The sequence below is a fragment of the Anaerotignum propionicum DSM 1682 genome (genome assembly GCF_001561955.1).
In the GTDB taxonomy this organism is placed as follows: domain Bacteria; phylum Bacillota; class Clostridia; order Lachnospirales; family Anaerotignaceae; genus Chakrabartyella; species Chakrabartyella propionicum.
Window position 1 is genome coordinate 1363801 of sequence record NZ_CP014223.1, and the last position, 22521, is coordinate 1386321.

23 protein-coding genes are annotated in these 22521 nt (G+C 37.9%); 10 read left to right on the forward strand and 13 right to left on the reverse strand.

Annotated features, from left to right (window positions below):
- Nucleotides 1–65 precede the first annotated feature (65 nt).
- From CPRO_RS06455 to CPRO_RS06510, 12 genes are all read right to left on the reverse strand, one after another.
- Complete coding sequence (locus CPRO_RS06455) at nucleotides 66–482, reverse strand: hypothetical protein (RefSeq protein WP_066049317.1); 417 nt, start codon at nucleotides 480–482, stop codon at nucleotides 66–68.
- 8 nt (nucleotides 483–490) lie between these two features.
- The gene (locus CPRO_RS06460) at nucleotides 491–1063 is read right to left on the reverse strand and encodes a TIR domain-containing protein (RefSeq protein WP_066049318.1); all 573 of its coding nucleotides are present in this window, start codon (nucleotides 1061–1063) and stop codon (nucleotides 491–493) included.
- Between the two features lie 24 nt (nucleotides 1064–1087).
- Nucleotides 1088–2002: a Fic family protein gene (locus tag CPRO_RS06465; RefSeq protein ID WP_066049320.1), complete on the reverse strand. Its 915-nt coding sequence runs from the start codon at nucleotides 2000–2002 to the stop codon at nucleotides 1088–1090.
- A gap of 163 nt (nucleotides 2003–2165) precedes the next feature.
- Entirely contained in the window at nucleotides 2166–2474 is a 309-nt protein-coding gene (locus CPRO_RS06470; RefSeq protein ID WP_066049323.1) for a DUF6809 family protein, read from the reverse strand.
- Entirely contained in the window at nucleotides 2471–2746 is a 276-nt protein-coding gene (locus CPRO_RS06475; protein WP_066049326.1) for a hypothetical protein, read from the reverse strand. The genes CPRO_RS06470 and CPRO_RS06475 overlap by 4 nt, the downstream gene beginning before the upstream one ends.
- 391 nt (nucleotides 2747–3137) lie before the next feature.
- Complete coding sequence (locus tag CPRO_RS06480; protein ID WP_066049329.1) at nucleotides 3138–3518, reverse strand: TnpV protein; 381 nt, start codon at nucleotides 3516–3518, stop codon at nucleotides 3138–3140.
- A gap of 4 nt (nucleotides 3519–3522) precedes the next feature.
- Complete coding sequence (locus CPRO_RS06485; RefSeq protein ID WP_066049332.1) at nucleotides 3523–4710, reverse strand: plasmid recombination protein; 1188 nt, start codon at nucleotides 4708–4710, stop codon at nucleotides 3523–3525.
- Between the two features lie 73 nt (nucleotides 4711–4783).
- On the reverse strand, nucleotides 4784–5017 hold the full coding sequence (locus tag CPRO_RS06490; protein WP_066049335.1) for a complexin-2: 234 nt from the start codon (nucleotides 5015–5017) through the stop codon (nucleotides 4784–4786).
- 216 nt (nucleotides 5018–5233) lie between these two features.
- Entirely contained in the window at nucleotides 5234–6235 is a 1002-nt protein-coding gene (locus tag CPRO_RS06495; RefSeq protein WP_422664672.1) for an AAA family ATPase, read from the reverse strand.
- A 72-nt stretch (nucleotides 6236–6307) separates the two neighbouring features.
- Entirely contained in the window at nucleotides 6308–6637 is a 330-nt protein-coding gene (locus tag CPRO_RS06500; protein ID WP_066049338.1) for a plasmid mobilization protein, read from the reverse strand.
- The gene (locus CPRO_RS06505; protein WP_066049342.1) at nucleotides 6618–7703 is read right to left on the reverse strand and encodes a site-specific integrase; all 1086 of its coding nucleotides are present in this window, start codon (nucleotides 7701–7703) and stop codon (nucleotides 6618–6620) included. The genes CPRO_RS06500 and CPRO_RS06505 overlap by 20 nt, the downstream gene beginning before the upstream one ends.
- Nucleotides 7704–7892: a helix-turn-helix transcriptional regulator gene (locus tag CPRO_RS06510; RefSeq protein WP_066049345.1), complete on the reverse strand. Its 189-nt coding sequence runs from the start codon at nucleotides 7890–7892 to the stop codon at nucleotides 7704–7706. It abuts the gene before it with no gap.
- A 145-nt stretch (nucleotides 7893–8037) separates the two neighbouring features.
- On the opposite strand from CPRO_RS06510, the gene CPRO_RS06515 reads away from it, so the two are divergent.
- On the forward strand, nucleotides 8038–8550 hold the full coding sequence (locus CPRO_RS06515; RefSeq protein WP_066049348.1) for a helix-turn-helix domain-containing protein: 513 nt from the start codon (nucleotides 8038–8040) through the stop codon (nucleotides 8548–8550).
- A gap of 51 nt (nucleotides 8551–8601) precedes the next feature.
- Nucleotides 8602–8916 carry a hypothetical protein gene (locus CPRO_RS06520; protein WP_066049351.1) on the forward strand — a complete coding sequence of 105 codons (315 nt, stop codon included), beginning with the start codon at nucleotides 8602–8604 and terminating at the stop codon, nucleotides 8914–8916.
- A 204-nt stretch (nucleotides 8917–9120) separates the two neighbouring features.
- Here CPRO_RS06520 and guaA read toward each other — a convergent pair whose 3' ends face one another.
- A complete protein-coding gene (gene guaA, locus CPRO_RS06525; protein WP_066049354.1) occupies nucleotides 9121–10659 on the reverse strand; it encodes a glutamine-hydrolyzing GMP synthase in 1539 nt (512 codons plus the stop codon).
- 270 nt (nucleotides 10660–10929) lie between these two features.
- On the opposite strand from guaA, the gene CPRO_RS06530 reads away from it, so the two are divergent.
- The 8 genes from CPRO_RS06530 to radA all read left to right on the forward strand — a co-directional run bounded on the left by CPRO_RS06530 (nucleotide 10930) and on the right by radA (nucleotide 22509).
- Nucleotides 10930–12267 carry an NCS2 family permease gene (locus tag CPRO_RS06530; RefSeq protein WP_066049357.1) on the forward strand — a complete coding sequence of 446 codons (1338 nt, stop codon included), beginning with the start codon at nucleotides 10930–10932 and terminating at the stop codon, nucleotides 12265–12267.
- Between the two features lie 408 nt (nucleotides 12268–12675).
- Nucleotides 12676–13899 (forward strand): 6-phosphofructokinase, encoded by a 1224-nt coding sequence (locus tag CPRO_RS06535; protein ID WP_066049360.1) that lies wholly within the window; start codon nucleotides 12676–12678, stop codon nucleotides 13897–13899.
- Between the two features lie 96 nt (nucleotides 13900–13995).
- Entirely contained in the window at nucleotides 13996–14535 is a 540-nt protein-coding gene (locus CPRO_RS06540; RefSeq protein WP_066049362.1) for a hypothetical protein, read from the forward strand.
- Between the two features lie 340 nt (nucleotides 14536–14875).
- Complete coding sequence (locus tag CPRO_RS06545) at nucleotides 14876–16924, forward strand: glycoside hydrolase family 13 protein (protein WP_236782398.1); 2049 nt, start codon at nucleotides 14876–14878, stop codon at nucleotides 16922–16924.
- Nucleotides 16925–16926: 2 nt separating this feature from the next.
- Nucleotides 16927–17595, forward strand: coding sequence for an RluA family pseudouridine synthase (locus CPRO_RS06550; protein ID WP_066049365.1), 669 nt, complete (start codon nucleotides 16927–16929; stop codon nucleotides 17593–17595).
- A gap of 240 nt (nucleotides 17596–17835) precedes the next feature.
- Entirely contained in the window at nucleotides 17836–20283 is a 2448-nt protein-coding gene (locus CPRO_RS06555) for an ATP-dependent Clp protease ATP-binding subunit (protein WP_066049368.1), read from the forward strand.
- A 157-nt stretch (nucleotides 20284–20440) separates the two neighbouring features.
- On the forward strand, nucleotides 20441–20854 hold the full coding sequence (locus tag CPRO_RS06560; RefSeq protein ID WP_066049371.1) for an endosialidase: 414 nt from the start codon (nucleotides 20441–20443) through the stop codon (nucleotides 20852–20854).
- Nucleotides 20855–21108: 254 nt separating this feature from the next.
- Nucleotides 21109–22509 carry a DNA repair protein RadA gene (gene radA / locus CPRO_RS06565; RefSeq protein WP_066049373.1) on the forward strand — a complete coding sequence of 467 codons (1401 nt, stop codon included), beginning with the start codon at nucleotides 21109–21111 and terminating at the stop codon, nucleotides 22507–22509.
- Nucleotides 22510–22521 lie beyond the last annotated feature (12 nt).

The window sequence follows — 22521 nt, forward strand, 5'->3', positions numbered from 1 at the left end:
GAAAATCAACTACATCACCATCACGCTTGACCACCATATAACCACCATTAACAATTGAAAATACATCAGATATGAGTCAGTATTATAATTCCTGCACTTAATGCTGCCAAAGGAAAATAGAACCAAAGTTCTGTTGGCGAAAACAGGACGCATAAATACTGATTGTTCTTTTCGTTAAATTCTTCTTTGGTGGCCTTCATCGAGAAGTCAATTTTATTGCTCTCTAAATTTCGCACTTTATTATACAAACTTCTGAAGAGTCGTTCTTGGAACAGGTAGTATGAATCCATTCCCCAAAAGATAATTATCGGTACGTAAGCAATAAGAAAATAACTCTTGTCCGCTTCTTTGCTAGCTAAAGCAAAAATACCTGCTACGAGAGTGACTGCCCATCCTTTTAACATAAATGAATTATTAGCCATCCTATTAATAATACCCTGAATCATTTCAAGATAACGTATTTTTCCTCCAATTTCACTCATCCTTTTTATTATTTAGAATTAAACCATTCACTCAATGGTGTTATGTAATTTCCTGTTTCCTTAAATTCTCCAATATAGTATCCTTTAGATATAGATGTCCCATTTGTATAGCGTTCTGTTCCATCGAAATAACATATATATGGATAAATTCGCATATACTCATTTCCTTTGTATGAGCTATCATATGTTCCTTGAGGCTTCATTGGAAATAAAGCAATATGATTTTTGTATTTTTTCGCATCCCCAAATCCTAATTCCCAATTACACCACTTAGATTCTATGGCTCCATTTGTTGCAAGCAAAATAAATTTATCACATTTTTCAATTCTAGATTTTATATTGTTTGCAGTAACTTCGGAAGTAATAGCTGGCATAGAGGAATCTCGGCTATCAATATATACTTTTACATTATAGTGTTTTTCTAGAAAACCTAATACACCTTGCAAATCACCAAGATCATCATGCTTGTGTGAGATAAAAACTGTGGTCTGTGCAGAAAATCTTACAACTTCATTCATTGCATGTTGTAAACTACGCTCTTGGTATGCGTTAAATGTTCCTTGTTCAAATATAGTTTTCATAATTATCCCCCTTAAATATAGTTTCTAATTTAACAACTTCAAATACTTCTGTAACCTCTCATTCACATACCCTGCAACCATTTCCACCATTGGTATCTCATTCTGATTACGATAATAATCATCAAAAGCCTGATAGTATTTACGTCTATCTGAGAACTTCACGTCAATAGCAGGGTAGCCATGCTGCATCAGCTCAAAGTTAATGAGAAGTCTGCCAGTACGTCCGTTGCCATCAATAAAAGGGTGGATACCCTCGAAGTCAAGGTGGAATAGTGCAACAGCTTCTACAAGGTGCATTTTCTCTTTCCTCTGACTGTGATTAACTATTAAATCATTCATCATAGGCTCAACCATATAGGGCTGTGGTGGTTCGTGAAAAGCACCCATGATGCGTACTGGGATACGCCTATAAGTCCCTCTATCTTCAGGTCTATCTATCAAAACTAAGGAATGGATATTTTTAATTACATATTCTGAAAACTCTACCTTGTCACTGACAAGGCTTTCTACATATTGAAATGCATCTCGATGTCCGATAATCTCTAAATGCTCTTTTAACGGCTTTTGGTCAATGGTGACACCCTCTAAAACCATGGCTGTTTCTTGCAAAGTGAGAGTGTTACCCTCAATAGCATTAGAGTTATAAGTGAACTCAATTAAAAATTCATGTCGCAAACGCTCAACTTCTCCTTTTGTTAAAGGACGCATACTAGAGAGCTTTTCAAGATTTTCATCTATATTTTTCAGTAGCTTTTTCAGTGCTGTGCGACTTCTACCTTTGCTACGAGCATCTTCAGGCTTTTTAGCATCGGTTGGTATCATATAAAGATTGCCCTTACGGATGACACCTTCTATACGATTTTCTTGACAGAGTATTCGTACTCTGCGAGCAGATAGTTCCCATTTTTCCGCTGCTTCCGATACTTTCATGTAATCCATATTGTTCACCTCGTGGAAATATTTGTATAGGAATAGTATAACACAATATTAGGAATAAATACAGGACTGAATGAGAAGTATATTTCTTGTGATTTATTGTTTTGTTCCTATTTTAAAATAGAACTCCCCACAAAATGCAGGGAGTTGTACTATTGATAGATTATCATTCAATATCACGAATGACACTTTGCTGTGGAACTACAAAAGTATCTAATACAAACCTTGCACCTAATCGAAATCCTTCTATAAACTTCTCACGACCCTCAAAGAGATTGATTTCACTCTGGGCATTCATCATCTGAGAAAGTAAGTGTTGTTCCTGCTCGGAATTGGGTAGTGCCTGTAAAAACTCTGTGATCTTTTCTTCATTCTCGCTAACGATTGCAACAAACTTTGTATAGTGAGAAGAACGAGAAAAGCACTTTTCATTGGTGTGAATATTGCCATGATACAGTTCTTCAATAATGTTCATTCTAACACCCCCAAGTTCTTTAAAATAATCACACAGTCCTTCATGCCTTGTGCGTACATACGGTCTGCGTTAGCTTCTTCCATCGAGCCAAACTCATAGATGATTTCTTCAATCATGGTCTTTTGACTGGTACTCAATTCGTTTTCCATCAATTCATTTAAGTACAGTTTTCTTTGGTGCAAATACTCATGTTCTTTTGTTTGTTGAAATGCATCAAAATTCGCTCGAATCAAGGTCTCTAAAATCTCATTCCATACTTTGGTTTTATCCATAAAAATACTTCCTTTCCTTGTTTGTAACAACCAACTTGAAAGAAAGTGCAACATAGTGTATAATATTTATGTCGTAACTGTCTTTTAGATAGTTGCTGCACTGGGAAGTGACGTGTATCTTTGATCGGAGAGCGTCACTTTTTTTATTTGTTTTTAAGGTCATTTTCTAACTTCATAACTCCACGTCTAACAGCTTCGGCAGCAGACACTGCTTCTTGCTCCATATATTCATCAAGAATATTCTTTGAAGTGTCGTCTAATTTGACTGTTACTTTGTGACTTTTTGGGTTGTCAGTTTTAGGACCTCTCTTACCTTTTTCCAGAATAGCACCCCCTCTAAGAAATAGGTCTGCCTTAATTATAGAATAGGGCAGACCTATTTGTCAATGAGTTAGATATAAATATTTTTTTTCATTATAAGTTCTTCAGCCATCATTTTGTAGTTATTCATTCTAGCAACCCAAGCCGTTTGATTGGTAGCTTTAAATTTCTCATCACATCCATTGAGTTTTGCCCAGTGAGCAACCATTTTATCAATCTGTGTTTGTGCTTGCTCGTTGATTTCAAGTAGATGCTTGTTGAGTTTCCCTGATAGATACAAACTCATATACAAGCTGTTTCTATGCTCTCTCAGATAGGCTTCACAAAGTAACCCATATTTGCCTACCCACACATCTTCTTCCTGTGGCAGAGCTAAATCGGGGTAATACATACTATCTTCAGCTAGGGTATAGTGTAATCCGTTTTTGTCGTCATAAATATGCTTTTCCATTATTTTACCTCTCATAATCTCTCTTTTTAGTTATTGAAGGTACTGGCTTTTGCTGATACTCTTGAATTAAAGCATCAACTTTGCTTTTACCTAACACTTTTTCAAGTTTCATATAGCTTTCCGCTTTTAGAGCATTTGTGTCATGTAAATTTGGTACCCGATTTGCTTTATCATACCAATAGTTTTTCTCTTTTAATAAAGTGTTATATTTCTGATTTAGATTGACTATTCTGACCACTAAGCCTTTAATGACTTCCTTTAGGGAATTTACCAGGGGCTGGGCCTTTTTTTCTTTATACGATTTTGCAGTAGCAAATCCTGTCACTTCAGGGAGCTGCCACTCTGTTTCTTCATAATAAGCATGAATATTCGTCTGAATATCTTTGTGTTGTTTCATAAGATTATATAACTTAGCTTCAATATGCTTTGCTTTATCTGATTTTTCCTCAATGACAGCATCCATTTTTGTAGATTTATCTTCCAAAGTATCAATCTTTTCTTCTAGCTGCATTATTTCTTCAGCACGCTTTTCTTTTTTGTAATCAAGAACAGATAAATGTTCTTTATTGGAGCCTATTTTCTCCCACTCGATATCATGTTCAAGCATAATTTCAGCTAGTTTTTCTTTCTCGGAATCTTGCCATTGGGTAAGCTCAGTACTACCACGAGTACCACCCTTAAAACCTAACTTCTCCAATGCACCTTTCAGGGTGTTTTTCGTATCTAAACCACGTTTGTTACCATCTGTATATGGCACAAAATCAATATGTAAATGTGGAGTGGCTTCATCCATATGAAGGTGAGCAGAAAATACATATAGGGTAGGGTTTCTTTGTTGAAAGTCAGCCATGTATTTATGGAGGATTTCTTCAGCGATTTTTCCGTTTTCATCAGTAGCACTCATATCTTCAAAGTTACCCACTTGTACAACGATTTCATAGAATAACTTCTCTTGTTTTGAAGTGCGTATTTTCTCATAATAATCTGGGATTTTTCTATCATTGCGTTTCTGTTTGGCATTGTAATTTTCAAGGGCAGTATCAAATAATTTGTGATACACTTCTTTTATATCTTCCTTAATAAAACAGGTGTTTAAATGGATACGAGTAGGGTCAATATTCTCAGCTTTAAAATCTCTAGAATTATGCCCAATAGAGCCTTTGCCTTTTGCAATACTGATTGTTCGCTTCAAATGCAAATTCCTCCTTCTTAACTATTAATACAGGAGCGTGCCACGCTCCTGTATACTGCTGATAAAGAGAAAATCACCACCGCCAATCTTTATGGTATCCCTTCAAATCTAGGTATTCAATTCTTGCTTTTTCCTGTTCTTCTTTTGTGGGTGCAGTCTTATATTTTGTGTATGTATTTCTGGCAACGATGGCTTCGATTTTTTTATTAAGCTCAGTTTCAATTTCTTCCTGCCAAATTTCGTCACCGCCTAAATGGAATTTCACAAGCATTAGAAACAGGTCATAACTTATCTGTACGTTTTTCAATCTCTCAATCCATCCTTTTACAGTTTTAACTAACTAGAGCGTCAGCTCCTTTTGTGACTTTTGTCAAAAGTAACGCAATAGCACTTTCGACACTTCGTATCAAAAGTGCCTGCGCTCTCCGAGGGGCAACGTGCCGTTGCATTGGCATATTGCTACGCAATAAGGAACATTGCAAGGTTGCAACACTCTAGAAACCTGCAACCTTGCAACCTACCTTTAAGAGTCGCTTTTAATAAGTTCCCAGTACCATTTGTTTCCGATTTTCAAGGACTTGATATACATATTTTTCTTGACTTCATCAAGTATACGTTTAGAAATTCTATGTTCTTTTGCAATTGACATAATTTCACTTTGAGGTCGTTTACCATCGGCTAAAAGTTCATTTAAAAGTTGTTCGGCTAGCTGTGATTTATTATCTTTTTGAATACCATTTAGCAGGTCATCTGCTGTAATGTCGTATTTACCTAGAAAGCGAAAACCAGTCTCTTTACTTAATTCAAAAGCAATAGAATCTCCTTCAGGTGCTAAGCTTGATTTACCTTGTGCAATTACTCTGATTTCAGGGTTATCTTTCAGCCTTCCCACGATTAAAACAGAGCGTGCAACTGCTTGAAAATCAATAGATCCTAAACCACGATAAGATGCTTTACTACCACCTTTATTCATATGGCCAATTAGGATAATGGCACAAGAATATTTGTCAGCAATACTACCTAATTTAGACATAACAGAACGTGTTTCATTTGCCACATTCATATTGATATCAGTACCTAAATAAGCTTGGATGGGATCTAAGATAACCAACCTTGCTTTAGTTTCTACAATGGCTTGCTCCAGTCGCTCGTCAACCATAGAAAGTGCCTGTGTACTTTCATCGATAACTTTAATTTTGGTGCAGTCAGCATTTGCCTCTACAAGCCTTGGCTTTATGGTATCATTTAGCCCATCTTCTGCGGTCTGATAGATGATGTTAATGGGATCACGTTCTCTATCATCGTAGGGTAGTGGTTCACCATTAGAAAGTAGGGCGGCAAGTTTTAAAACTACTGTGGTTTTACCTTCTCCAGGATCACCTTGAATAATTGTGATTTTTCCGTATGGTATGTATGGATACCACAACCATTCCACCTCTTTTGTTTCAATATCTTCCATGTTTATAATTTTCAGTTTGCTCAAACGTGTTTCCTCCTCTTGAATATTGGGTGGAAACCGTGATATACTTAAGTTGTTAATGGGATACCACAGTTTCGCTGTTATCTCAAAAGCTTCTATCTTGCCGGATAGGGGCTTTTATTTTTGCTCATTTTGTAGTCCTTGCAGTGTTAATGTAATTAGGTTAATTGTTTCTAGCAATTCTGTATCTAATCCATCTATCAATCCATCAATACGGCTTAGTTCTACTAAGACGTTGCTTAGTTGGTCACGCAGAGCCTTATATACTCTTGGATTGCCCTGAACAACAATATCTCTTTCTGATATGCGGTTTATTAAATAATCTTGCTTGTTCAGTCCTGATAGTTTCACAGCAATTTCGAATTGCTCCCATTCTTCAGGCGATACTCTGAAAGCTACTGTTTTACTACGAAAGCGATTTTTCTTATCAAGATTTTTTGCCGACATTTTGTAATTCCTCCAATTTGTCTACCATCTCAATCTGCTTACTTGGGAATAGATGAGCATAGCGGTAAGTAATATCTATTGACTCATGACCAACTCTATCAGCTATAGCAACGGCACTAAAACCTAGGTTAATCAATAGACTTACATGAGAATGCCTGATAGAATGCAAAGTTATCTTTTTTACTCCGGTTTCCCTGCAACCTCGTATCATTTCATTGGTTAGATAACTTTTATTTGTGGGGAAGAGCCTATCCTTTGGTTTAAGTTTGTACTGATGACGGATATACTCCTGTATTTCCTCACACAAGGTATCTGTAATTTTAATAATGCGGTTGCTTTTTGGTGTTTTAGGCTCCGTGATAATATCTTTACCCTGTAACCTTTGATAGGATTTATTGATACTTACAGTCCCTTTTTCAAAATCAAAGTCTTTGGGTGTCAGTGCCAATAGTTCACCAATTCTTAAGCCTGTCCAATACATTAAGGAAAAAGCATAGTAGGACATAGGCTTGTCTCTCATGGCATCAATAAAAATTTCATATTCTTCTTGTGTCCAAAATTCAATTTCTTTGGTTTTCTCACTACCCATATTGCCAACCTTAGCCGCAGGGTTGCTTTTGAGCTCATAGAATTTGACTGCATGATTGAATAGGGCAGAAAGTTGGTTATGTAGGGTCTTTCGATAAGTCATACTATACCCCTTGCCCTTATCATCACGATAGTTCATCATTGCATTTTGCCAAGCCATCACATCGGTGGCTTTGATTTCGTTCATCTTCTTATCATTGAAGTAGGGTAAAATCTTCTTTTCAATAATATGCTCTTTGGTTAGCCAGGTATTGAGTTTGAGCCTTGCTTTCATATCATTTTTGTACAGTTCATAAAACGAGGAAAATGGCATATCCAAGTCCTGTGTTTGCTGTTGTAGAAATACTCGTTCCCACTCTAGTGCTTCCTTTTTGGTGGTAAAACCACGTTTCATCTTTTTGATACGTTTTCCTTGCCAATCAGTGTAATAAAACGCAGTAAACCAAGTATTGTAGCGTTCATCTTTATACGCTGGCATTTAATTACCTCCTTGTAATCCATAAATTTTTTCTTCAAAATAAGCTCTACTTACCTTTCCAGCAATGACAATATAGCCTTGCTTTTTTAATTCATCATTGAGCTGCTGTACCAGCTTGTAAGCGTGGGATTTGGAAGTTCCTAAAATTTCTGCTACTTCCTTTGCGTTAATAAGCGCTGTTTTTGTCATATCAAATCATCCTTTCATCTTGATAAGATACTTTTGTATCTTATGTGTGTTTTTAATGTATCATATACTTTTGTATCTGTCAAATATTTTATTTACTTACTTTATTGTTTCTGATACAATAGTATCTATAAGGGTGGTGTGCATCATGAATATAAGTGAGAAAATACAATTTTATCGTAAAGCCAACAAGCTGACCCAAAAGCAACTATCCGAGCTTTCAGGAGTTAGTGAGATTTCTATACGCAAATATGAAGCAGGGGACAGGTTTCCTAAACCTGAACAACTTAAAAAAATTGCTTCTGTTCTTGAAATTGGCGGTAATCAGCTTTTAGAGATAGAACTTGATGCCGTAAAAGTAGAAACTGTTGGTGACGCCATGACATTGTTTTATCTTCTAAAAGAGAAGTTAGGCATGGACTTTTCCTATGACGTAACATCTGAGGGTAGCATTGATCCAACTTCAATCTATATCCACTTTAAAAACGATAAAATCAATAATTGTCTTGAGCGTATTGCCACAGAGGAAGCAATGGCAGAGCAGTTAAAGCAGTCGCTTGGCGGTATAGATAACGAAAATACTAAAACTCAGCTTTTAACAGATAAATTTTTACTTGACCTTACGAAAGAGGAAATGTCTAAGAATGCAGATCTTCTTTGATATTATTATTGAATAGCTAATGTTTCTATATAATCAGGAAGAAGGATTAAAATGGATAAATTACTTAATGAATTTGAAACTTATTGCCAAACACCTGGAGTAGATTCTGGAAAAGCAAGATCTTATTCAAAAGCGGTGCAATATCTGTGTGATTTTTTACACGAAAAAAATATTAATGAAGAAGTTGTAATAAAAATGAAAAGTATCGAACCTTATTTATCTCTTCCTGACAGCCAATTTTATGAAGAACTGTTAAGTTTCTTAGATAATCGTAGACAATCATCTTATCTCAGAAAAAGATTTATTAAAGCTGCATTGAAATATTTTTTTGACTTTTGGGATAATAAAAATCATCATTCATTATAAAGGTTGGTTTTTACAAAACAAAAACCCTCTCGCTAAACTAAGTCATAAAACTTAGCTAAACGAGAGGGTTTTCCTCTGTTTATTTTATTAATGGTGACACCTTAAATTATTGGTCAAAATAATTTTTAGTATCATAGCAGTATCACAGACTATTTAAAAGTGCCACAAACCCAGTGTTTAAGCCACTTTTAAGCCGTTTAATACTTATTCCCACTCAATCGTAGCGGGGGGTTTAGAAGTAATGTCATACACAATGCGATTAATGTGTTTTACTTCATTTACAATACGAACGCTGATGCGGTCCAATACATCATAAGGAATACGCGCCCAGTCAGCGGTCATGAAGTCCGTTGTTGTTACACCACGCAGTGCCAAAGTATAATCATAGGTTCTGAAATCACCCATAACACCAACAGAACGAACATCCGTAATTACTGCAAAATACTGATTAATGCTGCGGTCTAATCCAGCATTTGCAATTTCCTCACGGAAGATAGCGTCGGCATCTCTCAATATGGATAATTTATCTTCAGTCACTTCGCCAATTACACGAATACCTAAGCCGGGGCCAGGGAAAGGTTGACGCCATACTAGATTTTCAGGTAAGCCAAGTTCAATACCCATCTGACGTACTTCATCTTTAAATAAAAGACGCAAAGGCTCAATCAGCTCCTCGAAATCAACAACGGAGGGCAACCCTCCAACGTTATGATGAGACTTAATCACAGCTGAATCACCCAGACCGCTTTCAATTACGTCAGGGTAGATGGTGCCCTGAACCAAATATTGAACTTTACCGATTTTCTTCGCTTCATCTTCAAAAACTCGGATAAATTCTTCACCAATTATTTTTCTTTTAGCCTCAGGATCAGTGATACCTTTCAGCTTATTCAAAAAGCGTTCTTGTGCATTGGCACGCACAAAATGAGAATCAAAGAAACCGTCAAATACAGATTCTACCTCATCGCCTTCATTTTTACGCATTAAGCCGTGGTCAACGAACACGCAAGTCAGCTGTTTACCGATTGCTTTGGAAACCAAAGCAGCAACAACGCTGGAGTCAACGCCACCTGATAGGGCACAAAGGGCTTTGCCTGTGCCAACCTGTTTGCGGATTTTTTTAATCTGATCGTCAATATAATTTGTCATAGTCCAGTCACCGCTACAACCGCACACTTCATATAAGAAGTTGTGGATCATATCGGTACCTCTTGGCGTATGGTTTACTTCCGGATGGAATTGTACACCGTAAAAGCCTTTTTCAGGGCATTCAATGGCCGCGGCAGGGCAGGTTCCTGTTTTGCCTACAATGCGGAAGCCTTCAGGCATTTCTGTTACAAAGTCTGTATGGCTCATCCAGCAGATTTCTTTTTCACTAATACCTTTAAGCAATTTACTGCTTGTATCGAAGGAAACCTCTGTTTTGCCATATTCACTTTTTTCCTGGGCATTCCCAACTTTTCCGCCTAGGGTATATGCCATTAATTGGCAGCCATAGCAAATTCCTAAAACAGGAATGCCAAGCTCAAAAATTTCAGGATCACAGTGAGGGGATTTTTCATCATACACACTATTAGGTCCGCCGGTGAAAATGATGCCCTTGGGATTTTTAGCCTTGATTTCCTCCATAGGCTTATTCCAAGGCATGATTTCACAATATACATGATGTTCTCTGACACGGCGCGCAATCAACTGATTATATTGGCCGCCAAAGTCTAATACGATAATCATTTCGTGGTTCATCATTAACCTCCATACAAATTTCAATGTCATCCGATTTCTTGAAATGAAAAGCCGCCGAAAAATTCCGACGGCAGATTCTCTATTTATATTAGCATAGGCCACAAATATTGACAAGAGAAAAAACCATGAAATATATTGCCTGTTATTTGGAATCTTTGTAGAATATACAGTTGTAAACCGTTGACAGGTCAGCTTTACTTTGTTATCATCTTAAAGTCATTGTCTTAATTTTACTTTTTTTATTCATACCTACTATAAGGAGGGAAAAACATGGGTTTTTTCGAAAAATGTTTTAAGCTAAAACAGAATAACACTACAATGAAAACTGAAATTTTTGCTGGATTAACTACATTCATGACAATGGCATATATTTTGGTGGTTAACCCCAGTATTTTAAGTGCATCGGGAATGGACGCCAATGCTCTTCTAACTGCTACCTGTCTTGCTTCTGCACTGGGTACATTTTTTATGGCCTTTTTTGCCAACTATCCTTTTGCATTGGCTCCTGGTATGGGGCTGAATGCATATTTTGCTTTTACTGTTTGCGGACAGTATGGTTACAGCTGGCAAGTGGCTTTAACGGCAGTATTTGTGGAGGGTATAATTTTTATTTTGCTTTCCGCTGTAAAAGTGAGAGAAGCAATTTTTAACGCAATACCATCTAATATGAAAAAAGCAACCAGTGTTGGTATTGGTATGTTTATTGCCTTCATTGGATTACAAAATGCAGGTGTTATTGTTCCAAACAGTACCGTTTGTGTTGCATTAGGGGACATTAAAAATATTTCTGTGGCATTATCCTTAATTGGTACAATTATTACATTGGCGCTGGTGGTAAAAAAAGTAAAAGGCGCTTTGTTTTTGGGAATTATTTTAACTTGGGTTTTAGGTATTATCTGTCAGCTTACTGGAATTTATGTAGTAGATATTGATGCAGGAATGTATTCCTTAATTCCTCAGGGAATTATTTCGGCACCTCCAAGTATCGAACCTATCGCAATGAAGCTGAGTTTTCAAGGTGTAAATATTTTGGATTTTATAACTGTTGTATTTGCATTTTTATTTGTTGATTTATTTGATACCCTGGGTACCTTAATCGGTGTATCCACAAAAGCTGGTTTTGTTGATAAAGATGGCAAATTGCCTCATATCAAAGGAGCTTTATTTGCAGATGCATGTGCAACAACAATTGGTGCGACATTAGGTACTTCCACAGTTACCACCTTCGTGGAAAGTGCTTCCGGCGTATCTGATGGCGGACGTACAGGTATGACTGCATTTACCACTGGCGTACTATTTTTAATTGCATTGTTATTTTCCCCAATTTTAACAACAATTCCATCCTTTGCTACAACGCCTGCTTTGGTGGTAGTAGGTCTATTTATGGTTGAAAACATCAGAGAGATTGATTTTAGCGATTATACAGAGGGATTCCCTGCATTTATGACAATACTGATGATGGTTGTTGCATATAGCATATCTGAAGGCTTGGTTTTTGGTGTAATTTCTTATGTATTGTTGAAGCTGCTCAGCGGCAGACAAAAAGAACTGAATCCAGTTATCGTTATTATCGGAATTTTATTCTTTATTAAGTTGATTTTAGGATAAAAGGCAGTTTGAGCAATATTTATTTTGTATGGAATATCTTCGTTCGTTTCGTTAAAGTGAGATTATAACAGCTTAGGAATGATCAAATGAGACATACAATAATGCGCAAACTCATAATATATTTTTCTTGAGACTATTCATTAGACATAAAATAGGAATCCTATGGGTAACCGTAGATAAAATGATTCTCTTCTGGGACATGTATAGTGGATGCGTGATTGAAGCAGAAAGGGCGACTGTTCATTTGAGCAGTAGTCCTTTTGTTGCATTTTGGAAATAGGGAGCCTGAGAACGTGTAATATATGGAAGCAATGGAAATCGTTAAAATTCTTATTGTTTCTTAGAGAAATAAAATCTATAATACTTGTAGTATCTATCATGAGATAAATTTTGGAAAGGCGGATAGCAATGAAAAACTTACTGGTCGCGCAATCGGGCGGCCCATCTGCAGCAATTAATGCCACATTATGCGGTGTGGTTGAAAAAGGATTGGCTGATAAAAATATTGATAAGGTTTATGGCGCACAAAATGGTATCATTGGAATTTTGGCTGAACGAATGGTTGAACTGAATGCGCTGCTTTCTAACCCTCAATCCTTACAGCTGTTATGTCAAACACCTTCTTCGGCATTGGGCTCATGTAGAATGAAGCTTTCACATTGGGAGGAAAGTACCTTTGAATTTGAAAAAATAATTTCTATTTTCAGAAAATATAATATTGGCTATTTTATTTATATTGGTGGAAATGATTCCATGGATACAGTGCATAAGCTTTCAGAATATTGCCGCTTGCGCAAGATAAATGATATTTGTATTATGGGCGCTCCAAAAACCATTGATAACGATTTGATGGAAACGGATCATTGCCCGGGCTTTGGCTCGGCAGCAAAATATATCGCCACCACTTTTTCAGAAATTGCCTGCGATTGCAATGTGTATGCTCTACCTGCTGTCACCATTGTGGAAGTAATGGGGCGAGATGCAGGATGGCTTACTGCTTCTTCCGTTTTGGGTAGAATAAACGGAGACTCCGCACCTGATTTAATTTATCTTTGTGAAAAGCCTTTTTCCGTAGACGGATTTTTACGGGATGTAAGAGAAAAGTTAGGGGAAAAACATGCTGTGGTTATTGCGGTAAGTGAGGGAATTAAAAATGAGGCGGGAGAATATATTACCGATTGCCTTCAGGATAGAACAACAGATGCCTTCGGGCATAAAATTTTGGCAGGTGCGGCAAAGTATTTAGAAGAAATCGTTCGCCAAGAGATTGGGTGTAAGGTCAGAAGTGTAGAGCTGAATTTGATGCAGCGTTGTGCATCCCACGTGGCAAGTGCAGCGGATATTTATGAATCCAGACTGCTTGGCATGGCAGCGGCGGATTATGCTATGGCAGGCGGAAGTGGAAAAATGGCAGCAATCAAAAGAATATCCACCAAGCCGTATCAATTTGAAATTGAATTTGTAGAAATTGAAAAAATTGCCAACCAAGTGAAAACCGTTCCTTTGAAATGGATTCATGAGCAGGGGAATGATGTTACTCAAGAAATGATTGATTATTTGCTTCCGTTGATTCAAGGAGAGCTGCCTTGTACCTACGAAAATGGGGTTCCTGTGCATTTTAGACTGTTTTAAAAGGTTCTTTAAAGAAAAAATCAATGAATTCAAAATTTTTCATGTTTTTGTATAAAATTTTCCAAAAGGGTACATACTTTTTTCGAGGTGGAAATTATGAAGAAAAAAGTTGTACTTCTGGCCCTTGCCGGCTTTTTTCTATCGTTGGGGCTAGGTTATGTTTTAACAGCGAAAGAACAAGAAAAGCAAAAGCTTCCAACACAGGAACATACCGTTTTGGTTGGAAAAAAAGAAGTTACTGTGAAAAAAGAGGGTAAAATAATTTACCAATATTACTATACAAAGGACGCAATCACAAAAGAGGTTACTGAGCCAGTTCCGGATTTTCTTGAAGGGTTGAACCGCCGGCAGATGCAAAGCATTTATAACGGGTGGCAAATTGTTTATTTTTCACCTGAAAAGGTAATACTGCGGTGTTCTGTTGAGGGAAAAAGCAGTGAGGTCTTTGTTTTAAAAGAGTATGAAGGCAATTTAGCTGTGTTTACAGAAGATATTGATAAAAAGATGAGATTAAAGGAATTGACGAAAGTTCCGATTTCTGTCTTGCCTGATCCGGAGCGGCAACAGCTCATAGAGGGCATCTATGTTTTAGGCGAAGAAAACTTAGTGAAGCTACTTTCAGATTTTACAAGTTAATTTTTGTTAAATTTTTATTATTTTTTCCTAGACATTTTTTGTCCCACATGATATAATGAGCATGTGAAAACTCCCCAATATTTTCACATTGCGGTAAATCCGTAATCCCAATAAGAAATACCTTCTCTTTTTGAAAGAAGAGCAGTCATCGGCAGACTGCTCTTTTTTCCATGCATGGAAAAAATTAAGTTTATTTGAATTATTTTTCCTGATTCAAATGAATTTATGAGGGGAATCTTATTTTTACTTTTATTTTCAATTGTTTATGGTATAATTACCGCAATGAAAATCCGTTTCGGCTATTATAAGCCATATCAAATACAACAAAGGTGGTGGGTTTTTGCCAAATTATGATAATTTTTCTTGGTTAGTAAATATTCCTTATTTTTGTTCCCAAGCAATTTTCAGCGATGAAACTATAAATTATAGAATACCGCCGGAGCCTTCCAGGTTTGATACAGTTACAATTACTTTAAGGACGGGCAGAAATCTTCAGCTGCGGCCTTTTTTATGTAGGGAAGCAGAGCGCCTTCCCATGAAAAAAATGTGGTCAAGCTTTATATTTGAATTTTATCAAGTAGAATTACCCCCAACTGACGAGAAGGAATGTTATTATTTTTGTATCGAGGGGGAGGGATTCACCCTTTATTATACAAAATTTGGTGTGTTTGACAGCTATCAGGGGGAGGGATGGTTCGAAATTCTGAGGGACTATCATACACCCCAATGGGCAAGGGGAGCGGTAATGTATCAAATATTCCCCGATCGTTTTTTTGATGGAGATGAAAAAAATGATGTTCTGAGCAATGAATATATGTATTTGGGTAAACCGGTGAAAAAAATTGTAGACTGGAACAAAAATCTGGAATCAGAGGATATTCGGAATTTTTATGGCGGTGACTTGCAAGGCATTTTGACGAAGATTAACTATCTGGAAAGTTTGGGCATAGATGCAATATATTTAAACCCAATCTTTCTTTCCCCCAGTAATCATAAATACGATATTCAGGATTATGAGCATATTGATCCTCATCTTGGTGTGATTGAGGTGGATGAAGGAGCATTGGTTTTTGGTTCGGAAAAGAATCAAGAAGCAACCAGATATATCACTCGTATTACTAATGAAACAAATCTGCAAAAAAGTGATTTGCTTTTTGCTTCCTTGGTTGCAGAGGCGCATAAAAGAGGAATGAAAGTAATCCTTGACGGTGTCTTTAATCATTGCGGTGCATTCCATAAATGGATGGATCGAGAGGGGATTTATAAGGATAAATTAAAAGGTGCCTTTCAAGATAAAAACAGTCCATTTCATCCTTATTTTATATGGAATCAGGATGGAACTACCTATGAGGGGTGGTGGGGATATGAAAACCATCCTAAGCTAAATGTTGAGGGCTGTTTGGAGTTAAGAAATAAAATTATGGAGATTGGTGCAAAGTGGGTTTCGTCTCCTTTTTGTGCAGACGGATGGCGGCTGGATGTGGCGGCAGATTTAGGAACCACAGAGGAATTTAACCATACTTTCTGGCGGGAATTTCGGGAAACCGTGAAAAAAGCCAATCCAAATGCTTTAATTTTAGCAGAGCATTACGGAGAGGCAAAAGCTTGGTTACTTGGCGATCAATGGGATAGCATTATGAATTATGACGCCTTTATGGAGCCGTTGACTTGGTTTCTTACAGGGGTATCAAAGCACAGTACAGACGCCAGAGATGATTTGTACAATAATGCTGATGTATTTTGGGGCAGTATGATTTATCAAATGTCAAAGCTGCCTATTCAGGCCTTAACTACAGCAATGAATGAGCTTTCTAATCATGACCATTCTCGTTTTTTAACAAGAACAAACCGCCAATTGGGTAGATTGGAGCATGATGGCGCAGAAAGAGCCTCGGAGGGTATTCAACTTTCTGTGATGCGGGAGGCAGTCTTGTTCCAAATGACTTGGCTTGGTGCACCCACCATCTATTATGGGGATGAAGCTGGAGTTGCGGGATGGACTGATCCTGATAATCGCAGACCTTATCCTTGGGGCAGAGAAAATAACGAATTAATTGCATTCCACAAAGCATGCATTTTTTTGCGAAAAGAAAATGAAGCTTTACGATTGGGTTCCTTAAAGCAATTATTTGGAGAATATGGTATCATAGGATATGGAAGGTTTACGGAACAAAACCACTGTGTAGTTGTATTGAATAACAGCGATCATTTTAAAGAAATTTTTGTGCCTGTATGGCAGATTGGCGTTAGAGAAAAAGGCAGAATGAAACGCTTGATTTTGACGGATGAGAGGGGATATCATTTGGAAAGCGTGGACTTTAGTGTGGAAAACGGGCATATTTGTTTGCCATTGGAGCCTAAGAGTGGAATTCTTTTAAAGGAAGTGTAATGATGGATTGGAAAATAATATTTGAGGATGGGGAAATGTTGGTGGCGGAAAAGCCTCAAGGTATGCCAACACAGGCAGATAAAACAGGAGATTTGGATTTACTTTCTGCGTTGGAACAGCATTGCGGTCATCCATTGGGTTTGATTCACCGCCTAGATAGACCGGTAGGGGGTCTCCTTGTTTTCGCAAAAACAAAAAGGGCAGAGGCTGCTTTTGCAAAACAAATGCAGGAAGGGATTTTGGAAAAACGTTATCTTGCCGTTCTATTGGGTAAAATGCCTGAAGAAAAAGGTACCTTGATTGATTACTTGAAAAAAAATACGCGTACCAATCTTTCAGAGGTAGTTTCCCCCAAGGATAAGATGGGAAAAAAGGCTGTATTGCATTACGAGGTTTTCCAAACTAAGGTTGAAGAAAATCAGATTCTAAGTTTGGTGGAAATCCAACTGGAGACAGGCAGACATCACCAAATTCGGGTACAAACTGCACATGCAGGAGCACCAATTTGGGGAGATAAAAAATATAACTCCCAGTTTCAAAGAAGAGGACGCACGGAAATCGCTCTTTGGGCGTATTCTTTAAAAGGATTACATCCTGCAACAAATCAGCCATGGTCCTTCGTAAATATGCCTAAGGATGGCATTTTTCAGTTTTTTTATGGAAATTCATAAAACAAGCTTTGCATTTTCTCTTTGTGTGTATTATAATGTGTGTATCAATTTATGGTGAGTGGTGAAAATATTCTGTGTTTCTTTTGAGAAACGATTGATTTCAGGTATCCTCTTATCATTTCTTTCGTATAATTAAGTATATTTGGAAAAAGAATAAAGAACTGAAAAGTTCTTTTATTTTAAACATACAATTAGCAATCACAAGCTTTGATGGCTAACAAGCTAAGGAAGGTGAAAAACATGGAAGGAAGATATACGAAAAAAGCGCAAGAGGTTTTGGCAAGAGCTCAAGAGGCTGCGTTAAAACTGGGAAATAAGTACGTTGGAACAGAGCATATTTTACTTGGGCTAACCCTAGTACAAGAAAGTGTAGCGGCAAAAGCCTTGGAAATCCAAGGGGTAACCTATCATCAGGTTATGGATCGCATTGTTACGTTAAATGAGCACAACAGAACCTTTTATGTCCCCGTAGACTACACACCCAGAGCAAAACGGGTTGTGGAATTTGGTCTTCAGGAAGCGGTAAAAATGGGTATGGGTTATGTTGGAACAGAACATATGTTGATATCCTTGATTCGAGAAGAAGACAACATTGCAACAAAAATTCTGATGGATCTAAATGTAAATCGTCAGCAAGTATACGCTGATATTATGAGCATGCTGGGTGCAGGTGAAAATGAAACCTCAGGTATTCGAGGTATGAATACAAACGGCGAGACACAGGAAAAAAGCCCAACGGAAACGCTGGATAAATTCAGCCGTAACCTAACGGAAATGGCGAAAAACAATAAGTTTGACCCCATTGTCGGCAGAGATTTGGAAATTGAACGTATCATACAAATTTTAAGCAGAAGAACGAAAAATAACCCTTGTCTTGTGGGGGATCCTGGTGTGGGAAAAACTGCTATTGTGGAAGGCTTGGCACAAAAAATTGTAGATGGAAACATTCCTGAAGTATTAAAAAATAAAAAGATTATCAGCCTTGATTTGTCTGCTGTCATTGCGGGTTCAAAATATCGTGGTGAATTTGAAGACAGAATGAAAAAAGCTTTGGCTGAGGTTCGAGCAGATGGTAACATCATTCTTTTTGTTGATGAAATTCATACCATAATCGGCGCAGGTGCTGCGGAAGGAGCTATTGATGCTTCCAATATTTTAAAGCCTTCTCTTGCACGAGGTGAAATACAGCTGATTGGTGCTACAACACTGGATGAATACAGAAAATATATTGAAAAGGATGCGGCCTTTGAACGCCGTTTCCAGCCTGTAAAGGTGGAAGAACCAACGGAGCAGGCTGCCATTGATATGCTTCGTGCCCTACGGGATAGATATGAGGTGCATCATAAAGTAACCATTACTGACGAAGCGGTAGAGGCGGCGGTAAAGCTTTCTATGCGTTATGTTACGGATCGATTTTTACCGGATAAGGCAATTGATCTGATTGATGAAGCTGCTTCACGCCTGCGTTTAAAAACCTATGGAGCACCCCTAGCGGTAAAGGATTTGCAAAAGAAACTGGCGGAGATGGAGAAGGAAAAAGAGGAATCTATCAAAACAGAAGATTTTGAAAAAGCATGTGAAATTAAAAAACAACAGGATGCTTTACGTACCCAATTGAAGGAAGCCCAAAAAGATTGGGAGCAGAATAACGACATCAATGCCCATACAGTAACACCGGAGGAAGTGGCAGAAGTGCTTTCTCGTTGGACGGGAATTCCTTTACAGAGTATAAAAGAGGAAGAGACGGCTAGATTGCTCGCCCTTGAAGATACACTCCATGAACGGGTAGTGGGTCAGCATGAAGCGGTAAAGGCAGTGGCAAGAGCAATTCGCCGTGGCCGAGTTGGTTTAAAAGATCCAAATAGACCCATTGGCTCCTTCTTGTTTTTAGGACCAACAGGTGTGGGCAAAACAGAGCTTTCCAAAGCTTTGGCTCAGGCACTTTTTGGTGACGAAAGTGCAATGATTCGTATTGATATGTCTGAATATATGGAGAAGCACAGTGTAGCCAGAATGGTGGGTGCACCTCCTGGATATGTTGGTTATGAAGAAGGGGGTCAGCTCAGCGAAAAGGTTCGCAGAAACCCTTATTCGGTAGTACTTTTTGATGAAATTGAAAAGGCTTCCCCAGAAGTGTTTAATGTCCTTTTGCAGGTGCTGGATGACGGACATATCACGGACGGTCAAGGGCGTAAGGTGGATTTTAAGAATACAGTTATTATTATGACATCCAACGCCGGAGCAAGAAGCATTGCCGCACCGAAAAGAATGGGCTTTACCAGTGTGGAAACGGCAGAACAAAGCTATGAAGTTATGAAAAAGGGTGTTATGGATGAGGTGAAAAACATCTTTAAGCCGGAGTTTATCAATCGTATTGACGACATCATTGTGTTCCATCCTTTGGAACAGGAGGATATAGTTGAGATTGTTAAGATTATGGCAAAGACACTTTGTAAAAGAGTTGAGGAAAACATGGATATTACGTTAACCTTTACAGATAAAGCCATTGAAAAAATTGCGGAGGTTGGCTACGATAAAGCGTATGGCGCCAGACCTTTACGCCGTGCTCTGCAAACAAAGATTGAGGATGTTTTTGCAGAGGAGTTTTTGAGTGGAAACTTCCAAAAGGGAAGTAAGGTTTCTGTTGGGGTTAAGACAAATGGATTTTCTTTTAGAACTGTAAAATAATTGAAATTTTTCCTATTGAAATAATGAATTTAGCTATATACCAAAGTCATGTTTTGTGTTATAATCAACCTAATCCAAATGAAGAGAGAAATTTGGCGATATTTCGGATTTTTTATCGAAAGTATACTGTGAAAGTGATATTTTGGGAGGTAGCGAAATGGCTGTAATCGAGGAATTGATTCGTCAGGAAGAAGATGGAAGTATCAGCTTCGGCAATTATTTGATGGATGAAAAGAAAAAGGTTTTGGATTTTGAGGTAAAAGGCGATCTTTATAAGGTTAAAACATACAATGAAATTACAAAGCTTGAGAAAAACGGTAAAATGCTTATGGAGGTAGTGCCCGGCGCTACCATACATAAATTTTCATTAAATGAAAAGGGTGCATTTTTCATGATAGAGGGTCACGAGGATGTTCAGTTGACTTTGGAAATGGAACCTTCTAGTGAATATAAAATTTTAATTGACGATGTAAATGTAGGCAAGGTAAAAACAAATATGGCAGGCAAGGTAACCATTGGTGTTGAATTGCAAAATAATATGCCCTATGTAAAGGTTGAAAAGATAGGTTGATAAAGCTAAGGTGGACTGTATAATTATACAGTCCACTTCAGATTATAGGCCGATTTTTTTAGCTTGATTGTTATTTAATTATAGCTTTCCTGATTTCAGGTTATGTCGGAGGGGCGGGGAAGGATTGGCATCAAAAAGATTGCTGATTTTCCCTAACTACTATGAAAATGCAAAAAAATTGGGTTTCCTCAGGTGGACTGTATAAGCGTGCAGCCCACTTTTTTCTAATGATAGAATAGGCTGGGAGTGGAGATATGAAGACAAAAACGGTATTTGTTTGTTCTGAATGTGGATATAAAAGTCCGAAATGGGCTGGTAGATGCACCAGCTGTGGAGCATGGAATACATTTGAAGAACGAGAAGAGACAAAAAGCCAAAAGGGACAGGCTTTTGCAAGGACTGTGGCGAAAAGCTCTTCCAATCAAGTGGTGTCTCGATTGTCTGAGGTTGAAATCATAGGGGATGAGCGACTTTTAACTGGTATTACTGAGTTTGATAGAGTGATGGGTGGAGGTATAGTAAGAGATTCCGTGTCAATTATCACGTCTCCTCCTGGTGGTGGCAAATCAACCTTATCCCTTATGGTGGCAAGCCAATTGGCCAAAAGCGGTAAGCGGGTGCTTTATGCTTCCGGTGAGGAAAGCGACAGCCAAATTAAAAGCCGTGCTGACCGAATATTGGAAAAGGTGGAGGATAATATCTGGATTTTGGCAGATACTTCTATGGATCGGGTTTTGGAGGCAATTTCTGAGGTGGACGCTGATTTTATCATTTTAGACAGTATCCAAACCTTTGCTTTATCGGAGTTTTATCCATCCAGAGCAGGAAATCCAACCCAAACCATGGAATGCGCCTCAGCCTTAGTGCAAAGTGCAAAAAACAAAGTCAGACCTAGGGCTGTATTTATGATTGGACAGATGAATAAAAACGATGAAATTGCAGGTCTTAGAGCCTTGGAGCATTTAGTAGATACCGTTTTGGTTCTGGAAGGGGAAGGAGCAGAAGAGCTGAGAAGTTTAATTGCTACAAAGAACCGCTTTGGTAGCACTGGGGAAATGGGCTTCTTCGCTATGACAGAAAAGGGGCTTACTTCCATAGATAATCCATCAGAATATTTTGTTACTAAAAGAAAAAAAGAAGATGCTGTTTCAGGTAGTGCCATCACTGTTTTGCGGGAAGGTTCCCGCGCGGTTGTGGCTGAAATTGAAAGTCTGGTTTCCAATTCTTTTACGGCATATCCGTTAAGAATCAGCGAAAATATGAAAAAAGATACTTTAAATACTCTTTTGTCTGTATTGGAACAGCGTGGCGGGTTAAAACTATATGATAAAAATGTGGTTGTGAAGACAACAGGTGGTCTGTTTTTAAAGGAGCAGGCAGCGAATTTGGCTGTGCTGATGAGCATAGTTTCCGGGGTAAAAGACATTCCGTTGCCCTCCGATTGGGCATTCATTGCCGATGTTGGTTTAACAGGAGAATTAAAAAAAATTCCTGCAATGGAAGGGCGAATTCGAGAACTAGACAGAATGGGCTTTACAAAGGTGTTTCTGGCCTCTGAAGGTGCCAGAAAAGTAAAATTGGATAATTTGGAAGTGGTTGAATGTAAAAACCTCACACATTTATTAGGAAAAATTTTCCCTAAGGGGAAAAAATGACGAAGCATATAA